An 18,225-nucleotide genomic window follows, 5' to 3' on the forward strand; every position below is an offset into this window, starting at 1 on the left:
GCTCACACGAGGGTCCCGCGGTGCGGGTGGCCCGTCGACGGGAGGACGCACGTGCAGGAGATCGCGATCCGGGTCCGGCTCGCCGCTCGGGAGCGGCTCGGGCTGTCCGACTACGAGCGGACCGTGCAGGCCGTCGCCACGCTCGCCGCGGTCGTCCGCTGGCTGCCCACGCCGGAGGCGCGTCTCGTCCTGCGCGGTCGTGGCAGCGACCCGGTGCGGGTCGAGACCGTGAGCACCGCGAACGGCTTCGAGATGGTGCTCGTGCTCGATGACCGGTCCTCGGCCGTCGAGCGGGCGGCGGTGGTCGTCGCGTCGGCGATCGCGACCGCCGCAGGGGAGCGGGTCGACGGTGCCGCGGGAGTCGTCGGCGAGCTCGATCGCCTCGATCGCAGTGCGCCGCGCGGTCGGAGTGTTGCCGAGCGGGCGCTTCGCCGGTTCCTCGAGGACGCCCGCACCGACGTGGTTGCCGGGCGTCTGACCGCACGCGTCCGGGCCGCGAGCGCGCTCGTCCGGTTGGCGGAGGACGGTGCGATGGTGGTCGTCGAGCGCGTGGTCGACCCCGCTGCCCCGGCGGTCGAGGGGCACGTGGTCGACGACGTGCCCGAACCGGGGGACGCGGTGGTCGTCGCCGAGACACCGGACGAGGCGGCGCTCATGGCGGACGCGCCCGTCGTCGTGGGAGTCGTGCCGCAGGTCGCGGTGACCGAGGCCCCGCCGCTCCCCACGCCGCCTTCGGGCGAGCCGAGCATCGCTCGCGCGCAGCAGCCCGACCGGTTGAAGAGGGACGCCTCGAAGAAGAGGGAAGAGTCGAAGAAGAGGGAAGAGTCGAAGAAGAAGGAAGAGTCGAAGAAGAAGGAAGAGTCGAAGCAGAAGGACCGGTCGAAGCAGAAGGACACGTCGAAGCAGAAGGACAAGTCGAAGCGGAAGGACCCGTCGGCGAAAAAGGACCGGTCGAAGAAGGGCGGGCCGAAGAAAGGCCAGTGAACCTGTGCGATCATACAGGTGCCGTGTTTCCATCCGGTTACGGCTGTGTTCCGATCGCGTTGCCTGAACGTTCACCGGGTGCGGATGGTGGAAGAGTCGCATAGTCCTCAGCAATCCGACACAGGAGCGACTTTGGCTACGACCACCACCACGACGACGCCGCCGGACACCGGACTCAAGCGCAACGTCGGCTTCATCGGGCTCATCTGGGCCTCGACCGGATCGATCATCGGTTCCGGGTGGCTCTTCGGTTCCCAGCATGCCCTCGAGGCAGCTGGTCCCTCGGCGATCATCTCGTGGGCGATCGGCGGTGTCGCGATCCTCGTGCTCGCACTCGTCCACGCCGAGCTCGGCGGCATGTTCCCGATCGCCGGCGGCACGGCTCGCTTCCCGCACATCGCGTTCGGTGGTGTCGCCGGCGCGTCGTTCGGTTGGTTCTCGTGGCTGCAGGCCGCGACGGTCGCCCCGATTGAGGTCGAGGCGATGATCAACTACGCGCAGCACTGGAAGTGGGCGCAGACCTTCGTCACGCCGTCGACGGGCGTCCTCACGGGCTCGGGCATCGCCGTCGCGATCTTCCTCATGCTGATCCTCACCGTGATCAACCTGTTCAGCGTCAAGATCCTCGCGAACACGAACTCCGCGGCGACCTGGTGGAAGGTCGGCATCCCCGTCCTCGTCATCATCGTGCTCGGGTTCTCCGGGTTCCACGGCAGCAACTTCACGGCCGCCGACGGATTCGCTCCCGAGGGTGCGAAGGGCATCCTCGCCGCGGTCTCGACCTCGGGCATCATCTTCTCGTTGCTCGGGTTCGAGCAGGCCGACCAGCTCGCGGGTGAGTCGAGCAACCCGAAGCGTGACATCCCGCGCGCGGTCATCGGCTCGGTCGTCATCGGCCTCGTGATCTACCTGCTGCTCCAGATCTTCTTCCTCGGTGCGCTCAACCCGTCCGAGATCGGCCACACCTGGCTCTCCGGTGCCTACACGAAGTTCACCGGCCCGTTCGCGGACATCGCCATGGGCGCCGGGATCACCTGGCTCGCGGTCATCATCTACATCGACGCGGTCATCTCGCCCGGTGGCACCGGCCTCATCTACGTCACGGCGTCGTCGCGTGTCTCGTACGGCCTCAGCAAGAACGGGTACTTCCCGCGGGCGTTCGAGTGGATCACGAAGGGCGCGGTGCCGTGGTTCGGCCTCATCTTCGCCTTCGTCATCGGCGTCGTGTGCTTCCTGCCGTTCCCGTCCTGGCAGTCGCTCGTCGGCCTCATCACGAGCGCCTCGGTCCTCATGTACGGCGGTGCCCCGCTCGCCCTCGGCGCGTTCCGCAAGCGGATCCCGGACGCCGAGCGCCCCTACCGGCTGCCGGCCGCCAGCGTCCTCGCACCCCTGTCGTTCATCGTCGCGAACCTCATCATCCTGTGGACGGGCTGGTCCACGGACTGGAAGCTGGGGATCGCGGTGGCGCTCGGCTTCGTCATCATCATCCTGAACCGGGTGCTCGGTGGGAACCGTGCGGTCCAGCCGCGTTGGGACTGGCGGGCCGCGCAGTGGCTGTTCCCGTACCTCATCGGCATGGGTCTCATCGTGTTCCTCAGCGACTTCGGTCCGCTGAAGCACCCGTGGTTCCCGCTCTGGTGGGACATCGCGGTCACCGCGGTGTTCTCGATCGTCATCTACTACTGGGCCGTGAACAGCGCCTCGAGCCGTGAGGAGATCCTCCGTACCGCCGAGGACGTCCGCGAGACCGAGGAGACCAGCGTCGTCGACGCCGTGCCGACCCACTGATCGCGGTCTCCGCTCACATCGAACGGGAGGCGGTGCGCACGACGTGCGCACCGCCTCCCGTTCGTCGCTCCCGGACCCGTGATCGTGGCGCGGTCGAGCGTCAGAAGTCGGCGAGGTTGGCCCGGAGGCCGCCGTCACCGAACTCGCGACGGAGCAGACCGCGGCGACGGAGGACCGGGACGAGGTCCGCGAGCATCCGCGTGACCGCGACGGGGTGGAGGTCTCCGGAGAGGATGAAGCCGTCGTTGTCGGCGTCGTCGCCGAGCTCCTCGGCGAAGTCGGCGAACTCCTCCGCCGTGCCGACGAAGCCGGTGCGGTCCGCGAGCCGGCCCTTCCGTGCCTTGCGGGTCAGGAGCGCGCGGAGCGGGGCGTCCGGGGTGTCGCCGACGAGACCGCGGATCGTGCCCGCGGAGACGTGGTCGCCGAACAGTCCCGCGGGCAGGGGTGCGTCGAGGTCGAGCGTCGTGAGGTCCGTCTCGAGGTCGCTCGACTGGCCCATCGCCACGACGAGCAGGTCCTCGTCGCTCGGGTGCCGCGACGCGTCGACGAGCCGGTCGGCCTCGGTCGCCGAGGACACGATCTCCGGCTTCACGACGAACATCGTCCGGACGGCGCCCGGCGCCCGGCCTGCAGCGGCGGACGCCTCCGCGATGCGGGACCGGTACCCACGCACGGTGGCGGCGTCGAGCGGGGCGAGGGCGAGCTGTACGTCGGAGTGCGTGCCCGCGAACGCGAGCCCACGCCCCGAGCCACCCGGCGAGACGATGACGGGGTCGTCCGCGAGCGGGAGCGCGTTGAGCGGACCGGTGACGTCGAAGTACGTGCCCTGGTGGCGTGAGCCGTCGGTACGCTCGCCGTCGGCGAAGTGCCACGTGTCGGTGTCGGCCACGAGGGCGTCCTCGCCCCAGCTGTGCCACAGGTGCCGGATGACGCCGAGCCACTCCTCGGCGCGGTCGTACGCGGCATCATGGGCCAGCGGCGCGGCGCCGACGTGCCGCGCGCTCCCGACGTCGGTGACGACGTTGAGCCCGAACCGGCCGCCCGACAGGTGCGCCAGGGTCGACGCCTGCCGTGCGGCGAGGTACGGCGGGGTGATGCCCGCGTTGACGGTCGGCACGACGCCGATGTGCTGGGTCGCTGCGAAGAGGTACGGCGCGAGCAGGAGCGGATCGTGCTTCGGGCCGCCGTACGCCTGCCGGATGCGCAGGTCGAGGGTCGACGGGTTGCCGAGCGAGATCGCGTCCTCGGCGATGACGAGGTCGAGGCCGGCCTGTTCGAGTGTCCGGACGGACTGCTGGTACAGCTCCGGACGGGTCCAGTCGTACCCCCAGTCCCAGTCGGGCCGACCCCACCCCTGGGGGCCGAACCCGCGGGCGAAGAACCACCCGAAGTGCTGCATCCGTGGCATCAGATCTCCTCGAGCACGATGTGGGGAGCGCCGAACTCGCCGGACCGGACGTCTTCGTCCGCGGTGGCGGTCTCCGCGACCGGTGTCGGGCCTCCCGGACCGTCGGCGGGCAGACCGACCCCCGGCCCCTCGGCGGACCGGACCGCCGCCAAGCCGCGCTCGAGGTCGCGGATCAGGTCCTCGACGTCCTCGATGCCGACCGAGACGCGCAGCAGGCCCTCGTCGATGCCGGTTGCGGCGCGTTCCTCGGGCGTCCGCTGGGCATGCGTCGTCGACGCCGGATGCAGGATGAGTGACCGGACGTCGCCGAGGTGCGTCATGCGACTGAACAGGCCGAGTGCGTCGACGAACCGCTGGGCGGCGTCCCGTCCGCCCGCGAGCGAGAAGGCGAACACCGAACCGGCCCCGCGCGGCAGGTAGCGCGTCGCGAGGTCGTGGTAGGGGTTGGACTCGAGCCCCGCGTGGTCCACGTTCGCGACCTCGGGCTGCGCGTCGAGCCACCGGGCGATCGTCAGCGCGTTCGCGCCGTGTCGCTCCATGCGCAGCGAGAGCGTCTCGACGCCCTGCTGGATGAGGAACGCGTTGAAGGGCGAGGGGGTGGGGCCGAGCCGTGCGGCGACGACGTCGCGTGCGTACGCGACGAACGCCCGGTCGCCGTGGCGGTCGACGTGGCTCCGGCCGCCGAGCGCGCGGTCCGGTTCGGTCAGATGGGGGAACCGGCCGCCCGTGGCAGCCCAGTCGAAGCGACCGCCGTCGACGACGACCCCACCGATGGCGGAGCCGTGTCCCGCCAGGAACTTCGACGCGGAGTGCACCACGATGTCCGCGCCGTGCTCGAGCGGCCGGACGAGGTACGGCGTGGCGAGTGTGTTGTCGACGACCAGCGGTACGCCGTGCTCGTGCGCCACCGCGGCGACCATCGCGATGTCGAGGACGTCGTTCTTCGGGTTCGGGATCGACTCGCCGAACAGGAGCCGCGTCTCGGGGCGGATCAGCGCCCGCCAGGCGTCCGGGTCACGGGCGTCGTCGACGAAGTCCACGCTGATCCCGAGTCGTCCGAGGTTCTGCAGCAGGAGGCCGCGCGTGCCCTCGTAGATGCTCGACGCCGACACGACGTGGTCGCCGGCCTGCAGCAGACCGAGGAGCGCCACGGTCACCGCGGCCTGTCCGCTGCCGACGAGGATCGCCTCGACCCCGCGCTCGAGGACGGCGACGCGGCGCTCGAGCGAGGCGTTCGTCGGGTTGCCGAGCCGTGTGTACGTGTACCCGGCGTCGTCGCCGGCGAACCGGTCGCGCGCCTGCCCGAAGTCGTCGAACAGGAAGCCGGACGACATGTGGATCGGGGTGATCCGCGCGCCGTGCGCCGAGTCGGGCACGACCCCGCCGTGCACCTGCTCGGTGCTGAACCCGAACCCCGCCGTCGCCGTGTCGCTCTCGGGCACGTCCCACCTCTCTCTGCCTCTGCCGGCGCACCTGCGCCCATCGGGCGATCCTCCCACTGCCGGAGCCGGGAGGCACGACCGGCGTCGTCCGGTTACGGCACCACCCCCACGACGAGCGTCCGCAGACCGACCGCGACCGTGTCGACGACCGCGCCGAGCGGGGCACGCGCCAGCCAGACGACGCCGAGTTCCACGAGCACGAACAGGACGTACCAGACCGCTGCGGAGAGCCGGTACTCGCTCGCGACGATGTGGAAGTCCGTTCGGACCGGAGCGCCGGTGGCGATCCAGCCGGCCACCCGCACGACCGACCGCACGCCGTCGACGACGAACAGCGCGCCGATCGCAGCGACGACGAGCACGGTCCACTCCGAGGGACGCACCGCGACCCAGACGGCGACGGCCGCGAACCCGACGACGACCAGGACGCCGAAGGCGTTCCGGACGAACAGGACGGCGACCACGGCGGCGACGCCGAGGACGGCCGTCGTGAGCACGCGGTCGGCGTGCACGGACCCGATCACGAGCAGGGCCCCGGCCCAGAGCGGTGCCGAGTACCCGGCGTAGAGGTTGCCGAGCCGGACCGCCCACCGCGCGGCGCGGGGGACGCGACCGAGGTCGACCCATGCCTCTCCCGAGCCGTCCGCGTGGAGGTCGATCCGGCGGATGCGGCCGCCGAACGGCACGACGACGACGCAGTGGCCGACCTCGTGCACGATGGTCGTGGCGATCCGGGCGACGCGTCCGACGGCGGGCACGAAGGGCAGCGCCGCCCCGACGAGCAGAGCGACCAGGAGCGCGGAGGACGGCACCCGGGGATCTTCGCGCACCCGGCCGATGTCGAGCCTGGGAACGCGGGTGGCGCCCCCCGGCCCCCGCCGTTCGGCGCTCCTGGTGGAGCCGCGGTGGCAGACGCCCGCCGGCATGGGGGACGTCCGCTCGGCGACCGCGGCGCCGACGCGGAGTAGACGAGACGGGTGACGACGACCTCCCGATCCGACGCCGGCGACCAGGACACCGAGCGCGACCGGCAGCGGTGGCACGCGTTCGCGGTGTGCATCGCGGTCGCCGGGATCACGATCATCGACCTGTCGACGGTGAACGTCGCGCTGCCGTCGATCCAGCGGTCGCTCGGCGCGTCGAACTCGGAGCTGCAGCTCATCGTCGCCGGCTACGCACTGGCGTTCGGCCTGGCGCTCGTCCCGGCCGGGCGCCTCGGTGACCTCCGGAGCCGCCGGCTCATGTTCGTGGTCGGCCTGATCGCGTTCACGACCGCCAGCCTGTTGTGCGCGATCGCCCCGTCCATCCAGGTGCTCGTCGTCACGCGGATCCTGCAGGGCTTCGCCGCGGGGACGCAGATGCCCCAGGTGATCGGCCTGGTGCAGCAGCTGTTCCGTGGGGAGGAGCGCGGACGCGCGTTCGGCATCTTCGGCGCGATGGTGGGCATCTCCACCGCGCTCGGTCCGACGATCGGCGGCGCGCTCATCGCCCTCGGTGGCGAACAGACCGGATGGCGCTACATTTTCTGGCTCAACGTCCCGTACGGCCTCGCGGCCCTGTACTTCGCGGTCCGCCTGCTGCCCCGGAAGCGCCAGGACCCGTCACGCGACCGCGAGCTCGACCTCGTCGGGATCGTCCTGCTCGGCGTCGCGGTCGTCACGCTCATGCTGCCGTTCGTGCTCACCTCGGGCACGGGCGACTCGCCCCTGCGGTGGCTCGCACTCGTCGGCACCGCGGTGTCCGGGGCCCTGTTCGTCTGGTGGGAGCGGCACTACGCGCACACGGGACGGTCCCCGGTCGTGCACTTCGACCTGTTCCGGCTGTCGTCCTACCGGAACGGCCTGCTCATCGCCGCGGTGTACTTCGCGGCGCTGCCGGCGACGTTCCTCATGGTGACCCTGTACCTGCAGGAGGGCCTGCACCTCGAGCCGCTGTTCGCCGGCATGGTGAGCATCCCGTTCGCCGCCACGGCCGCCGCCGGCGCCTGGTTCGGCGGTCGCCTCGTCAACCGCATCGGCAGGGCGCTCGTCGTCTGGGGGCTCTGCGCGGTGGTCGTCGGGTTCGTGGCGCTGCTCGTCGCCGCGACCACGACCCCCGCGTCGATCACTCCATGGGCGATGGCGGGTGCGTTCCTCATCGGTGGCGCGGGCGGTGGCCTCGTCGTGTCGCCGAACCAGACCCTGACGCTCGCGCAGGTCCCCGTCGAGCACTCCGGTGTCGCGGGGTCGATGCAGCAGCTCGGCCAGCGCGTGGGCACCGCGATCGGCACGGCCGTCGCCACGAGCGTCTTCTACGGGATCGTGCGGAGCGAGGACCGGAAGGCCGGGGACCTCACGGCCTACCACGACGCGTTCCGCGCAGGCACGGCGTTCACCGTGGGACTCGTCGTGCTCGTGCTCGCGCTCGCGATCGTCGACCTCGTGTCGCGGAAGAAGCGCGGCGAGGAGACGCCCGTGCCGCAGGAGGCCTGAGACGTCGCCGGGTCGTCGCGCCTACCCGCGGATGGTGCGCACGACCGCGTCGTGCAGGAGCCCGTTCGTCGCGAGGGCGGTGCCGTGCCACGGGCCGGGCTCGCCGTCGAGCGACGTGAACCGCCCGCCCGCCTCCTCGACCACGGGGACGATCGCCGCCATGTCCCACGGCTTCAGGTCGCCCTCGCCCGCGACGTCGAGGGTGCCCTCGGCGACCATCATGTAGGCCCAGGCCTCGCCGTAGGCACGGGTCCGCCAGACGGACCGGGACAACCGCAGGAGGCCGTCGAGCCGCCCGGCCTCGTCCCAGTCCTGGAGGCTCTGGTAGCTCACCGAGGCGTCCGCCAGCTCCGCCACTCCCGACACGCGCAGGGGACCCTCCGACGAGGAGGCCCCGAGTCCCGTCGCCCCCCACCACCGCTTGCCCATCGCGGGGGCGGACACGACGCCGACCCGGGGGACGCCGTCGACGGCCAGGGCGATGAGCGTCGCCCACACGGGCACGCCGCGCAGGTAGTTCGCCGTGCCGTCGATCGGGTCGATCACCCACTGCCGATGTCCGGAACTCCTCGCGGTGGTCCCTGCGGCGGCGGTCGACTCCTCGCCGAGGAACGTGTCGTCGGGACGCTCGGCCGCGATCCGCTCGCGGAGGGCCGCCTCGACCGCCTGGTCGGCGTCGGTCACGTGCGTGCGGTCGGCCTTGACGTCGACGTGCAGGTCGGCCGCCCGGAAGCGGGCGAGGCTGATCGCGTCCGCCGTGTCGGCCAGGGAACGGGCGAACGCGAGGTCGGCGGCGAGGTCCACGCGCCGAGCCTACCGAGCACCGACGGTGCACCTGGCCCGGCCGTCCTTCCCCGCGAGATCGCGCCCGGTGCCGCTCGCAGACCGGTCGGAGCGGCAACGACTGCGATGGCGGCGGAAGGAGGGGAGAGGGGCAGGTCAGTCCGCGCCCGGGTCCAGCTCGCCCATGCCCGTGAGCAGCGCGCGGAACGAGTCGAGCCGCTCGATGCCCGTGGGGCCGAGCTCGCCGTCCTGGACCCGGTCGACGATCTCCCAGTCGTGCGCCTGGTCGAGCGGTATGCCGTCGGCGGGCTCGCGGACCGGCACCGCGTGCGCGGCGAACGCGCGGAACACGTTCTCGGGCTGCACGTGCCCGAGGCCGAACGACCGCACGCCGGGGGTGTCGATGATCCAGCCGCCACCGTGCACCGGCAGCGCGATCGAGGACGACGACGTGTGGCGCCCGCGTCCGGTGACCGCGTTCACGACGCCGGTCGCCCGGGAGGCCCCGGTCAGGGCGTTCACCAGCGTGGACTTGCCGACGCCCGAGTGTCCGACCGTCACCGTCACCTGGTCACGGAGCACGGCCGCGAACGCGTCGAACGGCACGTCACCCGCGGCGCTCGTGACGACGCGCAGGTCGAGGCACGCGAAGTGCGCGAGGAACGGCTCCGGGTCGGCGAGGTCGGTCTTCGTGATGCAGAGCACCGGGTCGAGCCCGGCGTCGAAGGCGGCCACGAGGTACCGGTCGACGAGCCGGGGCCGGGGCTCGGGGTCGGCCGCGGCGATGACGATGAGCATCTGGTCCGCGTTCGCGACGATGACGCGTTCGACGTCGTCCGTGTCGTCCGCGCTGCGGCGGAGGAACGTCGAGCGGTCCGCGACCTTCACGATGCGGGCGAGGGAGCCCTCGTCGCCGCTCACGTCGCCGACGAGCGACACGTGGTCACCGGTCACGACGGCCTTCTTGCCGAGCTCGCGCGCCTTCGTGGCGGTGATCACCCGGGCCTGGCCGGACTCGGCGTCGAGGGGACCGCCCCCGACGAGCACGCCGAACCGTCCGCGGTCGACGTTCGTCACCCAGCCGGGCGTGGCGTCCTCGTGGGTGGGGCGCTGCTTGGTGCGCGGACGACTGCCCTTCGGGTTCGGCCGCACCCGCACCGCGGACTCGTCGTACTGCCCGTACGGTTCGTCGAGGTCGTCGTCGTCCCCGCCGTCGAACCAGCTCATGCGCCCGACGTCGCCACGAGCGTGTCCCACAGCTCCGGGAACTGCGGCAGGGTCTTCGCGGTGGACCCGATGTCGTCGACCGCGACGCCGTCGACGACCAGACCGATGATCGCGCCCGCGGTCGCCATCCGGTGGTCCTCGTACGCGCCCCACGCCCCCCCGTGCAGCGGACGGGGCTCGATCCGGAGGCCGTCGTCGAGTTCCGTCACCGCGCCTCCGAGACCGACGACGTCGGCGGCGAGTGCGGCGAGCCGATCGGTCTCGTGTCCGCGCAGGTGCCCGATGCCGGTGACCGTCGACGGGCCCTCGGCGAGGGCCGCGAGCGCGACGAGCGCGGGCGCGAGCTCGCCGCCACGCGACAGGTCGAGGTCGACGCCGGGCAGCGACGCCCCGCCACGGACACCGACGCCGCCGTCGACGACGAGGTCCGCGCCGTCGCGCGAGACGGTCGCGCCCCAGTGCGGCAGGAGGGTCTCGAGGTCCGCGCCCACCTGGGTGGTGGCGGTCGGCCAGGTCCGGATGCGGACGGTCCCTCCGGCGACGAGCGCGGCCACCGCGAACGGTGCCGCGTTCGACAGGTCCGGCTCGATCGTGACGTCGCGGGCGGCGATCGGACCCGGGTGCACGTGCCAGACGCCCGTGTCGGGTTCGTCGACGACGACCCCACGGTCGCGGAGCGCCGCGACGGTCATCGCGATGTGCGGCATGCTCGGCAGCCGTTCCCCGCGGTGCCGGAGCAACAGGCCCTCGTCGAAGCGGGGCGCCGACAGCAGGAGGCCCGACACGAACTGGCTCGAACGGCTCGCGTCGATCGTCAGCTCGCCACCGCGCACACGGCCCGTCCCGGTGAACGCGAACGGCAGGCTGCCCCCGCCGTCGTCGGTGACGTCCACACCGAGCGCGACGAGCGACGCGATGGTGGTGTCCATGGGGCGCCGGCGCGCGGACTCGTCACCGTCGAACACCACTGGACCCTCGGCGAGCGCGGCCAGGGGCGGGAGGAACCGCATCACGGTGCCGGCGAGGCCGCAGTCGACCCGGACGTCGCCGCGCAGCGGCGCGGGGGTCACGCGGAGGTCCGGGCCGTACGGACCGGCCCCACCCGCCGGGTCGATCCGGACACCGAGCGCGCGGAGGGCGTCGACCATGAGCGCCGAGTCCCGCGAGTGCAGGGGGAGCCGGATCGTGGACGGACCGTCGGCGAGGGCCGCGAGCACGAGCTCGCGATTCGTCAGGGACTTCGACCCGGGCAGGGCGACGTCGCCGTGGAGGGGACCGCGCGCCACGGGCGCCGGCCAGTCGTCACCGGCGGGGACAGAGCGGGAATCAACGGGAGCCTGCATCGGTTCCCCAGGATAGCGATGCGCGTGCCCCGCCTGCCTGGCGAGGTGCGTGCCGGACAGGAGGACCATGGCCACCGCGCTGACAACGGAGCGTCCACGGGTGCGGACGTTCCCGTCCGCGTCGACGTCGCTGATCGGGGACCTCGACGACGACCGCCGACTACGATGGCGGGCGATGACGAGCCAGGACGACGCGACGAACCCCGACGGTCCGCTCGGACGACCCCCGGTCGACGAGACGGAGGAGCAGCTCGACGCCGTGGAGGAGGAGTCCCTCGCGCTCGCCGAGACGGACGGTGCGGACGCGGTCACGACCCCCGACGCGCAGGAGCTCCGCCGGCTGTTCGAGGAGCAGGCGTTGCCGTTCATGGACCAGCTGTACGGCGCGGCGATGCGGATGACACGGAACCCGGCCGACGCGTCGGACCTCGTGCAGGAGACCTTCGTCAAGGCGTTCGCGGCGTTCCGGTCGTTCCGGCAGGGCACGAACCTCAAGGCCTGGCTGTACCGGATCCTGACGAACACGTTCATCAACAGCTACCGGAAGAACCAGCGGAACCCCTACCAGGGCACCATCGACGAGCTCGAGGACTGGCAGCTCGGCGGGGCGGAGAGCGTCACGCAGAGCATCTCGTCGCGCTCGGCCGAGGCCGACGCGATCGACCACCTGCCGTCGTCCGCGGTCAAGGACGCCCTGCAGGCGATCCCCGAGGACTTCCGGATGGCGGTCTACTTCGCCGACGTCGAGGGGTTCTCCTACCAGGAGATCGCCGACATCATGAAGACCCCGGTGGGCACGGTCATGAGCCGGCTCCACCGCGGCCGGCGCCTGCTCCGCGGGCTCCTGGCCGACCACGCACGAGAGACCGGTGTGGTGCCCGACGCAGCGTCGACGGAGACGATGCGCCCGCGGACCCGCACCACGAAGACGCCCGCCACGACGGGCCGGAGCACGGGGAGGAACGGACGATGAGCGGCTGCGACTGCTCGAAGGCCAAGGCGGAGCTCGAGGAGTTCCTGCACGACGAGCTCGAGCGCGACGACCTCGCGGACATCCGCGAGCACATGGCCGGCTGCGAGGACTGCTCGAGCGAGCACCGCGTCGGCGTGGTGCTCATGACGGCCGTGCAGCGCGCCTGCAAGGAGACCGCCCCGGAGGACCTGCGGACCCAGGTCATCGCCGCGCTGCGCGAGGCGCAGGCGACCCACTGACCCGACCGGGAGGCGCGCCCGCCGTCCGCCTCGTCGGCGGCGGTGCGGCGGGCCTCCCGGCCGGTCGGGGTCGGCGCCCGATCAGATGGTGAGCGCGCGGTCGATGACCTCGGCCGCCTCGCTCGCGGAGCGCTTCGACGACCCCGTCGCCGGAGCCGCGCTGGCGGGACGTGACGACACCGAGAGCGGACGGCCGTCGAGGTGGCGCGACAGCGCCATGCAGACGAACGGCCAGGCGCCCTGGTTCTCCGGCTCCTCCTGCGCCCAGACGAGGTCCGCCTGCGGGTAGGAGCGGAGGGTCGCGAGGATCTGGTCGAGCGGGAGCGGCGCGAGCTGCTCGAGTCGGACGAGTGCGATGTCCTCGACCCCGCGCTTGGCGACCTCGGCAGCGAGGTCGTGGTGGATCTTGCCCGAGTGGAGCACGACCCGCCGCACGGCCTGGCGGTCGGCGATCCGCTGGTCGTCGATCACCTCGCGGAACCCGCCGGTGGTGAACTCCTCGACCGCGCTCGTCGCCTGCCGCATGCGGAGCATCGCCTTCGGCGTGAACACCACGAGCGGCTTCTGCGGACGCGCGTGGGCCTGCCGACGGAGCAGGTGGAAGTACGACGCCGGGGTCGACGGCCGCGCCACGACCATGTTGTCCTCGGCGCAGAGCTGCAGGTAGCGCTCGATCCGAGCCGAGGAGTGGTCTGGCCCCTGGCCCTCGTAGCCGTGGGGGAGGAGCAGCACGAGCCCGGACCGCTGGCCCCACTTCTGCTCGGCCGACGAGATGAACTCGTCGATCACCGTCTGCGCCCCGTTGGCGAAGTCGCCGAACTGGGCCTCCCACATGACGAGGGCCTCGGGCCGCTCCACGGAGTAGCCGTACTCGAACGCCATGGCCGCGTACTCACTGAGCGGCGAGTCGTAGATGTACAGCCGGCCCTGGTCCTCGGTGAGGTTCGCGAGGGGGAGCCACTCCTGGCCGTTGACGCGGTCGTGGAACACCGCCTGGCGCTGCACGAAGGTGCCTCGCCGGGTGTCCTGACCGGTGAGCCGGACCGGCTTGCCCTCGACGAGGAGGGACCCGATCGCGGCGAGCTCCGCGAACGCCCAGTCGATGCCGCCGCTGCGCGACATGTCGACGCGCTTGGTGAGCAGCTGCTGGAGCTTCGGGTGGACCGTGAACCCCGCGGGGTGGTTGTCGTGCGCGTCGCCGACGAGTCGGAGGACGTCCGCGCTCACCGCCGTCTCGTGCACCTCGTGCTCCGAGTCGTCGCGCTGCGCGGAGGGCCGTTCGAGGCCCTGCACCGCGCCGCCGTCCGCGGGGACGACCGGGATCGACCCCGTCTGTGCCTCGTGGGTCTCGGCGAACGCACGCTCGAGGCGGTCCTGGAAGTCCCGGTGCGCCTGGTCGTACTCGTCCTGCGTGATGTCGCCGCGACCGACGAGGGCGTCGGTGTACAGCGTGCGGACCGAGCGCTTCGCCTCGATGAGGTTGTACATGAGCGGCTGCGTCATCGACGGGTCGTCGCCCTCGTTGTGGCCGCGGCGGCGGTACGAGACGAGGTCGATGACGACGTCGCGGTGGAACTGCTGCCGGTACGCGAACGCGATCTCGGCGACGCGTGCCACGGCCTCCGGGTCGTCCCCGTTCACGTGGAAGACCGGCGCCTGGATCGTCTTGGCGACGTCGGTCGAGTACACCGACGACCGCGACGCGCTCGGCGACGTCGTGAACCCGACCTGGTTGTTCACCACGACGTGGACGGTGCCACCCGTGCGGTAGCCCCGCAACTGCGACAGCTGCAGGGTCTCGACGACCACGCCCTGTCCGGCCATCGCCGCGTCGCCGTGGACGAGCACCGGCAGGACACCGAAGGTGCCGATCGGGGTCCGGTCCTGCTTGCCGCGGACGATGCCCTCGAGCACGCCGTCGACGGCCTCGAGGTGCGACGGGTTCGCGGCGATGGTCACCGGGATCGCGGTGCCCTCGGCCGAGCGGAACACGCCCTCCGTCCCGACGTGGTACTTGACGTCGCCGGAGCCCTGGCCCGCGACGGCGCCGGGCAGCTGTGTCCCCTCGAACTCGCGGAAGATCTGCCCGTAGGTCTTGCCCGCGATGTTCGTGAGCACGTTGAGCCGACCACGGTGCGCCATGCCGATCGCGACCTCGTCGAGACCCTCGCGCGCGGACTCCTGGATGAGCGTGTCGAGGAACGCGATCATCGACTCGCTGCCCTCGAGGCTGAACCGCTTCTGGCCGACGTACTTCGTCTGCAGGAACGTCTCGAACGCCTCGGCCTCGTTGAGCTTGCCGAGGATCCGCAGCTGCTCGTCCTTGCCCGGCTTGGCGTACGGCACCTCGACGTGGTCCTGCATCCACCGGCGCTGGGCCGGGTCCTGGATGTGCATGTACTCCACGCCGATCGTGCGGCAGTACGAGTCGCGGAGGATCCCGAGGATGTCCCGGAGCGGCGCGCTCGTGGTGCCGGCGAGGCCACCCGTGACGAACTCGCGGTCGAGGTCCCAGAACGTCAGCCCGTGGTTCTCGATCTCGAGGTCCGGGTGGGTCCGCTGCTGGTACTCGAGCGGGTCGATGTCAGCCATGAGGTGTCCGCGCACCCGGAAGCTGTTGATGAGCTCCTGCACGCGGGCGGTCTTGTTGACCCGCGACGACAGGTCGACGTTGATGTCGTTCGCCCAGCGGATCGGCTTGTACGGGATCCGGAGCGCCGCGAAGATGCCCTCGTAGAAGCCGCGCTCGCCGATGAGCAGCTCGTGGACCGTCTTGAGGAACTCCCCGGACCCGGCGCCCTGGATGACGCGGTGGTCGTAGGTGCTCGTCAGCGTGATCGTCTTGCCGACCCCGAGCTCGACCAGGGTCTTCGGCGCGGACCCCTGGAACTGCGCCGGGTACTCGAGGGCACCGGCGCCGATGATCGACCCCTGCCCCTTCATGAGCCGCGGCACGGAGTGCACCGTGCCGATGCCGCCCGGGTTCGTCAGCGAGATCGTCGTGCCGGCGAAGTCCTCGGCCGTGAGCTTGTTCGCCCGCGCGCGCTTGACGAGGTCCTCGTACGCCGCGATGAACTGCGAGAACGTCAGGGTCTCGGCGCGCTTGATGCTCGGGACGAGCAGCGCACGGGTGCCGTCGGACTTCGGGACGTCGATGGCGATGCCGAGGCCGACGTGTGCCGGGGTCACGACGACGGGCTTGCCGTCCTGCTCGTCGTGGTAGACGTTCTGGCTCGGGAACTCCTGGATCGCCTTGACGAGCGCCCAGCCGATGAGGTGCGTGAAGGACACCTTGCCGCCGCGCGTCCGCCGCAGGTGGTTGTTGATGACGATGCGGTTGTCGATCATGAGCTTCGCGGGGATCGTCCGCACGCTCGTCGCGGTCGGCACCTGGAGCGAGGCCTCCATGTTCGCGGCGAGGGTCTTCGCCATGCCCCGCAGCGGCGTCCGGACGTCCTCGTGGGTCTCCTCGTGGTCGTCCCGCTCGTCGCTCGGATCGGCCGGGATCGGGGCCGGGGTCGGCTGCTTCGACGTCGTCCGTGCTGGCATCTGCGTCGACGAGGTACGCGGGGCGCCGCCGTCCGCGGCGCGCGCGGGCTGTGCGACCGGCGCGGCCGGCTCGACGGGACCCGCCGGGTCGGGAGCTGACCCGGCAGCCGGGGACGGGTCTCCCGGGCGGTCGTCGGACGCGCCCGCGTTGCTCACCTGCGTCCGGTGGTAGCTCTCGAGGACCGGCCACCAGGACCGGTCCACGGCGTCCCTGTCGACCAGGAACTGCTCGTAGAGCTCGTCCACCAGCCACTCGTTCGCGCCGAATTCGCCTGCGGTCTCGTCCGATGTCCCCGTCAGATGGCTCGACACAGCCGATCGCCCACTCTCCGTCGATTGATGCTGGTGCCGGTCGCACACACACGACCCGTGCACCGTGCGGGCAGCATCGCCCGCGCCCGTCAAGCCTAACCCGCCTGCGGGCCGCCTCGGCGGGAGCGCCCAGGGTGTCTGGACGGACCCGTCCGCGCCGGTGGCCGTCACCCCGCTGCGACACGGTCGCCCCCGAGGAGGGCCGTATTACGGTGAGCGCATGAGGTTCTACGAGACGCGACCGACCCACGACCTGACGTACTCGGACGTGTTCCTCGTGCCGAGCCGCTCCGGCGTGTCGAGCCGGTTCGACGTCGACCTCACGCCGCCCGACGGCACCGGCGCGACCATCCCGGTCGTCAGCGCCAACATGAACTCGGTCACGGGTCCGCGGCTCGCGGCCACGTTGGCGCGGCGCGGCGGCCTCGGGGTCCTGCCGCAGGACATGCACCCGCAGGACCTGGACGCCGCCATCCGCTGGGTCAAGGCCCAGCCGGTCGATCACGACACCCCGGTCACGATGACGCCCGACACGACCGTCGCCGAGGCGCTGACGCAGCTCGCGCCGGTCCCCGGGCACGGCGTCGTCGTGCAGGACGCCGGCGGGGAGTACCTCGGCTGCGTCCCCGCGGTCCGGCTCGCGACCGCCGGCGAGGACGCGACGGTCGGGGACCTCCTGCACGGCGCGGTGACCGCGATCGACGCCGACGACGTCGACTCGCCGCGGGCCGTGTTCGACCTGCTGGCCGCCGCCGAGGTCGACTTCGCGCCCGTCCTCCGGCACGGTCGCGTCGTCGGCACCACGAGTCCCACGAGTGCGATCCGTTCCGGCATCTACCGGCCCGCGGTCGACGCGGACGGGAGGCTCCGGGTCGCCGCCGCGGTCGGCATCAACGGCGACGTGGCACGCAAGGCGTCCGCGCTCGTCGCCGCGGGCGTCGACGTGCTCGTCCTCGACACCGCCCACGGGCACCAGGAGGGCATGCTCCGTGCGCTGCGCACCGTGGCCGACCTCGGACTCGGCGTCCCGCTCGTCGCGGGCAACGTCGTGACCGCCGACGCGGTGACGCACCTCGTCGACGCGGGCGCCTCGATCATCAAGGTCGGTGTCGGCCCTGGGGCCATGTGCACGACCCGCATGATGACCGCGGTCGGGCGGCCGCAGTTCTCGGCGGTGCTCGAGACCGCGGCGGCGGCACGGGCGCTCGGTGCCCACGTCTGGGCGGACGGCGGTGTCCGGTACCCACGCGACGTCGCCCTCGCCCTGGCGGCCGGCGCCGCGAGCGTCATGATCGGGTCGTGGTTCGCCGGCACGGTCGAGGCGCCGGGCGTCCTCAAGGTCGACGCGCAGGGGCGACGGTACAAGGAGAGCTGGGGGATGGCGTCCGCGAAGGCCGTTCGCGAGCGGTTCGAGCGGCTCGACCCGTACGAGCGCGCGCGCAAGGCCCTGTTCGCCGAGGGGATCTCGTCCTCGACCATCTACCTCGACCCGGAGCGTCCGAGCGTCGAGGACCTGCTCGACATGATCACGGCCGGGGTGCGGAGCTCGGCGACGTACGCCGGCGCACGTGACCTCCCCGCGTTCGCGGACCGTGCGCTCGTCGGCATCCAGTCCGCCGCGGGGTACGAGGAGGGCAAGCCGGTCCCGGTGTCCTGGTGAACCGGACCGTGTCCCGCTGAGCGGCACCGCGCCGACCGCATCGGTT

At 71.9% G+C, this 18,225-nt stretch carries 13 protein-coding genes; 6 read left to right on the forward strand and 7 right to left on the reverse strand.

The window, feature by feature from the left end; all coding sequences use genetic code 11:
* Positions 1-51: 51 nt before the first annotated feature.
* A complete protein-coding gene (locus DEI92_RS12660; RefSeq protein ID WP_111013737.1) occupies positions 52-984 on the forward strand; it encodes a hypothetical protein in 933 nt (310 codons plus the stop codon).
* 132 nt (positions 985-1,116) lie between these two features.
* Entirely contained in the window at positions 1,117-2,772 is a 1,656-nt protein-coding gene (locus DEI92_RS12665) for an APC family permease (protein ID WP_220035624.1), read from the forward strand.
* A 100-nt stretch (positions 2,773-2,872) separates the two neighbouring features.
* On the opposite strand, the gene DEI92_RS12670 is transcribed toward DEI92_RS12665, so the two are convergent.
* The 3 genes from DEI92_RS12670 to DEI92_RS12680 all read right to left on the reverse strand — a co-directional run bounded on the left by DEI92_RS12670 (position 2,873) and on the right by DEI92_RS12680 (position 6,434).
* Positions 2,873-4,180 (reverse strand): LLM class flavin-dependent oxidoreductase, encoded by a 1,308-nt coding sequence (locus tag DEI92_RS12670; protein WP_111013738.1) that lies wholly within the window; start codon positions 4,178-4,180, stop codon positions 2,873-2,875.
* Positions 4,180-5,622 carry an O-acetylhomoserine aminocarboxypropyltransferase/cysteine synthase family protein gene (locus tag DEI92_RS12675; protein ID WP_258370195.1) on the reverse strand — a complete coding sequence of 481 codons (1,443 nt, stop codon included), beginning with the start codon at positions 5,620-5,622 and terminating at the stop codon, positions 4,180-4,182. The genes DEI92_RS12670 and DEI92_RS12675 overlap by 1 nt, the downstream gene beginning before the upstream one ends.
* A gap of 92 nt (positions 5,623-5,714) precedes the next feature.
* A complete protein-coding gene (locus DEI92_RS12680) occupies positions 5,715-6,434 on the reverse strand; it encodes a M50 family metallopeptidase (RefSeq protein ID WP_181434896.1) in 720 nt (239 codons plus the stop codon).
* A 165-nt stretch (positions 6,435-6,599) separates the two neighbouring features.
* Here DEI92_RS12680 and DEI92_RS12685 point away from each other — a divergent pair, with 165 nt between their 5' ends.
* Complete coding sequence (locus DEI92_RS12685; protein ID WP_111009256.1) at positions 6,600-8,093, forward strand: MFS transporter; 1,494 nt, start codon at positions 6,600-6,602, stop codon at positions 8,091-8,093.
* A gap of 21 nt (positions 8,094-8,114) precedes the next feature.
* On the opposite strand, the gene DEI92_RS12690 is transcribed toward DEI92_RS12685, so the two are convergent.
* The 3 genes from DEI92_RS12690 to aroA form a co-directional block, all read right to left on the reverse strand.
* A complete protein-coding gene (locus DEI92_RS12690) occupies positions 8,115-8,897 on the reverse strand; it encodes an inositol monophosphatase family protein (RefSeq protein WP_111013740.1) in 783 nt (260 codons plus the stop codon).
* 135 nt (positions 8,898-9,032) lie between these two features.
* The gene (gene rsgA / locus DEI92_RS12695; protein WP_111009254.1) at positions 9,033-10,103 is read right to left on the reverse strand and encodes a ribosome small subunit-dependent GTPase A; all 1,071 of its coding nucleotides are present in this window, start codon (positions 10,101-10,103) and stop codon (positions 9,033-9,035) included.
* Entirely contained in the window at positions 10,100-11,446 is a 1,347-nt protein-coding gene (gene aroA, locus DEI92_RS12700) for a 3-phosphoshikimate 1-carboxyvinyltransferase (RefSeq protein ID WP_111013780.1), read from the reverse strand. Before aroA ends, rsgA begins: the two co-directional genes overlap by 4 nt.
* Positions 11,447-11,513: 67 nt before the next feature.
* Here aroA and DEI92_RS12705 point away from each other — a divergent pair, with 67 nt between their 5' ends.
* Together DEI92_RS12705 and DEI92_RS12710 are read left to right on the forward strand one after the other, a co-directional pair.
* Positions 11,514-12,419: a sigma-70 family RNA polymerase sigma factor gene (locus DEI92_RS12705; RefSeq protein ID WP_284158401.1), complete on the forward strand. Its 906-nt coding sequence runs from the start codon at positions 11,514-11,516 to the stop codon at positions 12,417-12,419.
* Positions 12,416-12,658: a zf-HC2 domain-containing protein gene (locus DEI92_RS12710; protein WP_111009253.1), complete on the forward strand. Its 243-nt coding sequence runs from the start codon at positions 12,416-12,418 to the stop codon at positions 12,656-12,658. The genes DEI92_RS12705 and DEI92_RS12710 overlap by 4 nt, the downstream gene beginning before the upstream one ends.
* Before the next feature lie 81 nt (positions 12,659-12,739).
* Here DEI92_RS12710 and DEI92_RS12715 read toward each other — a convergent pair whose 3' ends face one another.
* Complete coding sequence (locus DEI92_RS12715; RefSeq protein WP_111013741.1) at positions 12,740-16,519, reverse strand: multifunctional oxoglutarate decarboxylase/oxoglutarate dehydrogenase thiamine pyrophosphate-binding subunit/dihydrolipoyllysine-residue succinyltransferase subunit; 3,780 nt, start codon at positions 16,517-16,519, stop codon at positions 12,740-12,742.
* Positions 16,520-16,739: 220 nt separating this feature from the next.
* Here DEI92_RS12715 and DEI92_RS12720 point away from each other — a divergent pair, with 220 nt between their 5' ends.
* Positions 16,740-18,179 (forward strand): GuaB1 family IMP dehydrogenase-related protein, encoded by a 1,440-nt coding sequence (locus DEI92_RS12720; RefSeq protein ID WP_111009251.1) that lies wholly within the window; start codon positions 16,740-16,742, stop codon positions 18,177-18,179.
* Positions 18,180-18,225: the final 46 nt, after the last annotated feature.

It is taken from the genome of Curtobacterium sp. MCBD17_034 (assembly GCF_003234515.1).
Lineage (GTDB): Bacteria > Actinomycetota > Actinomycetes > Actinomycetales > Microbacteriaceae > Curtobacterium.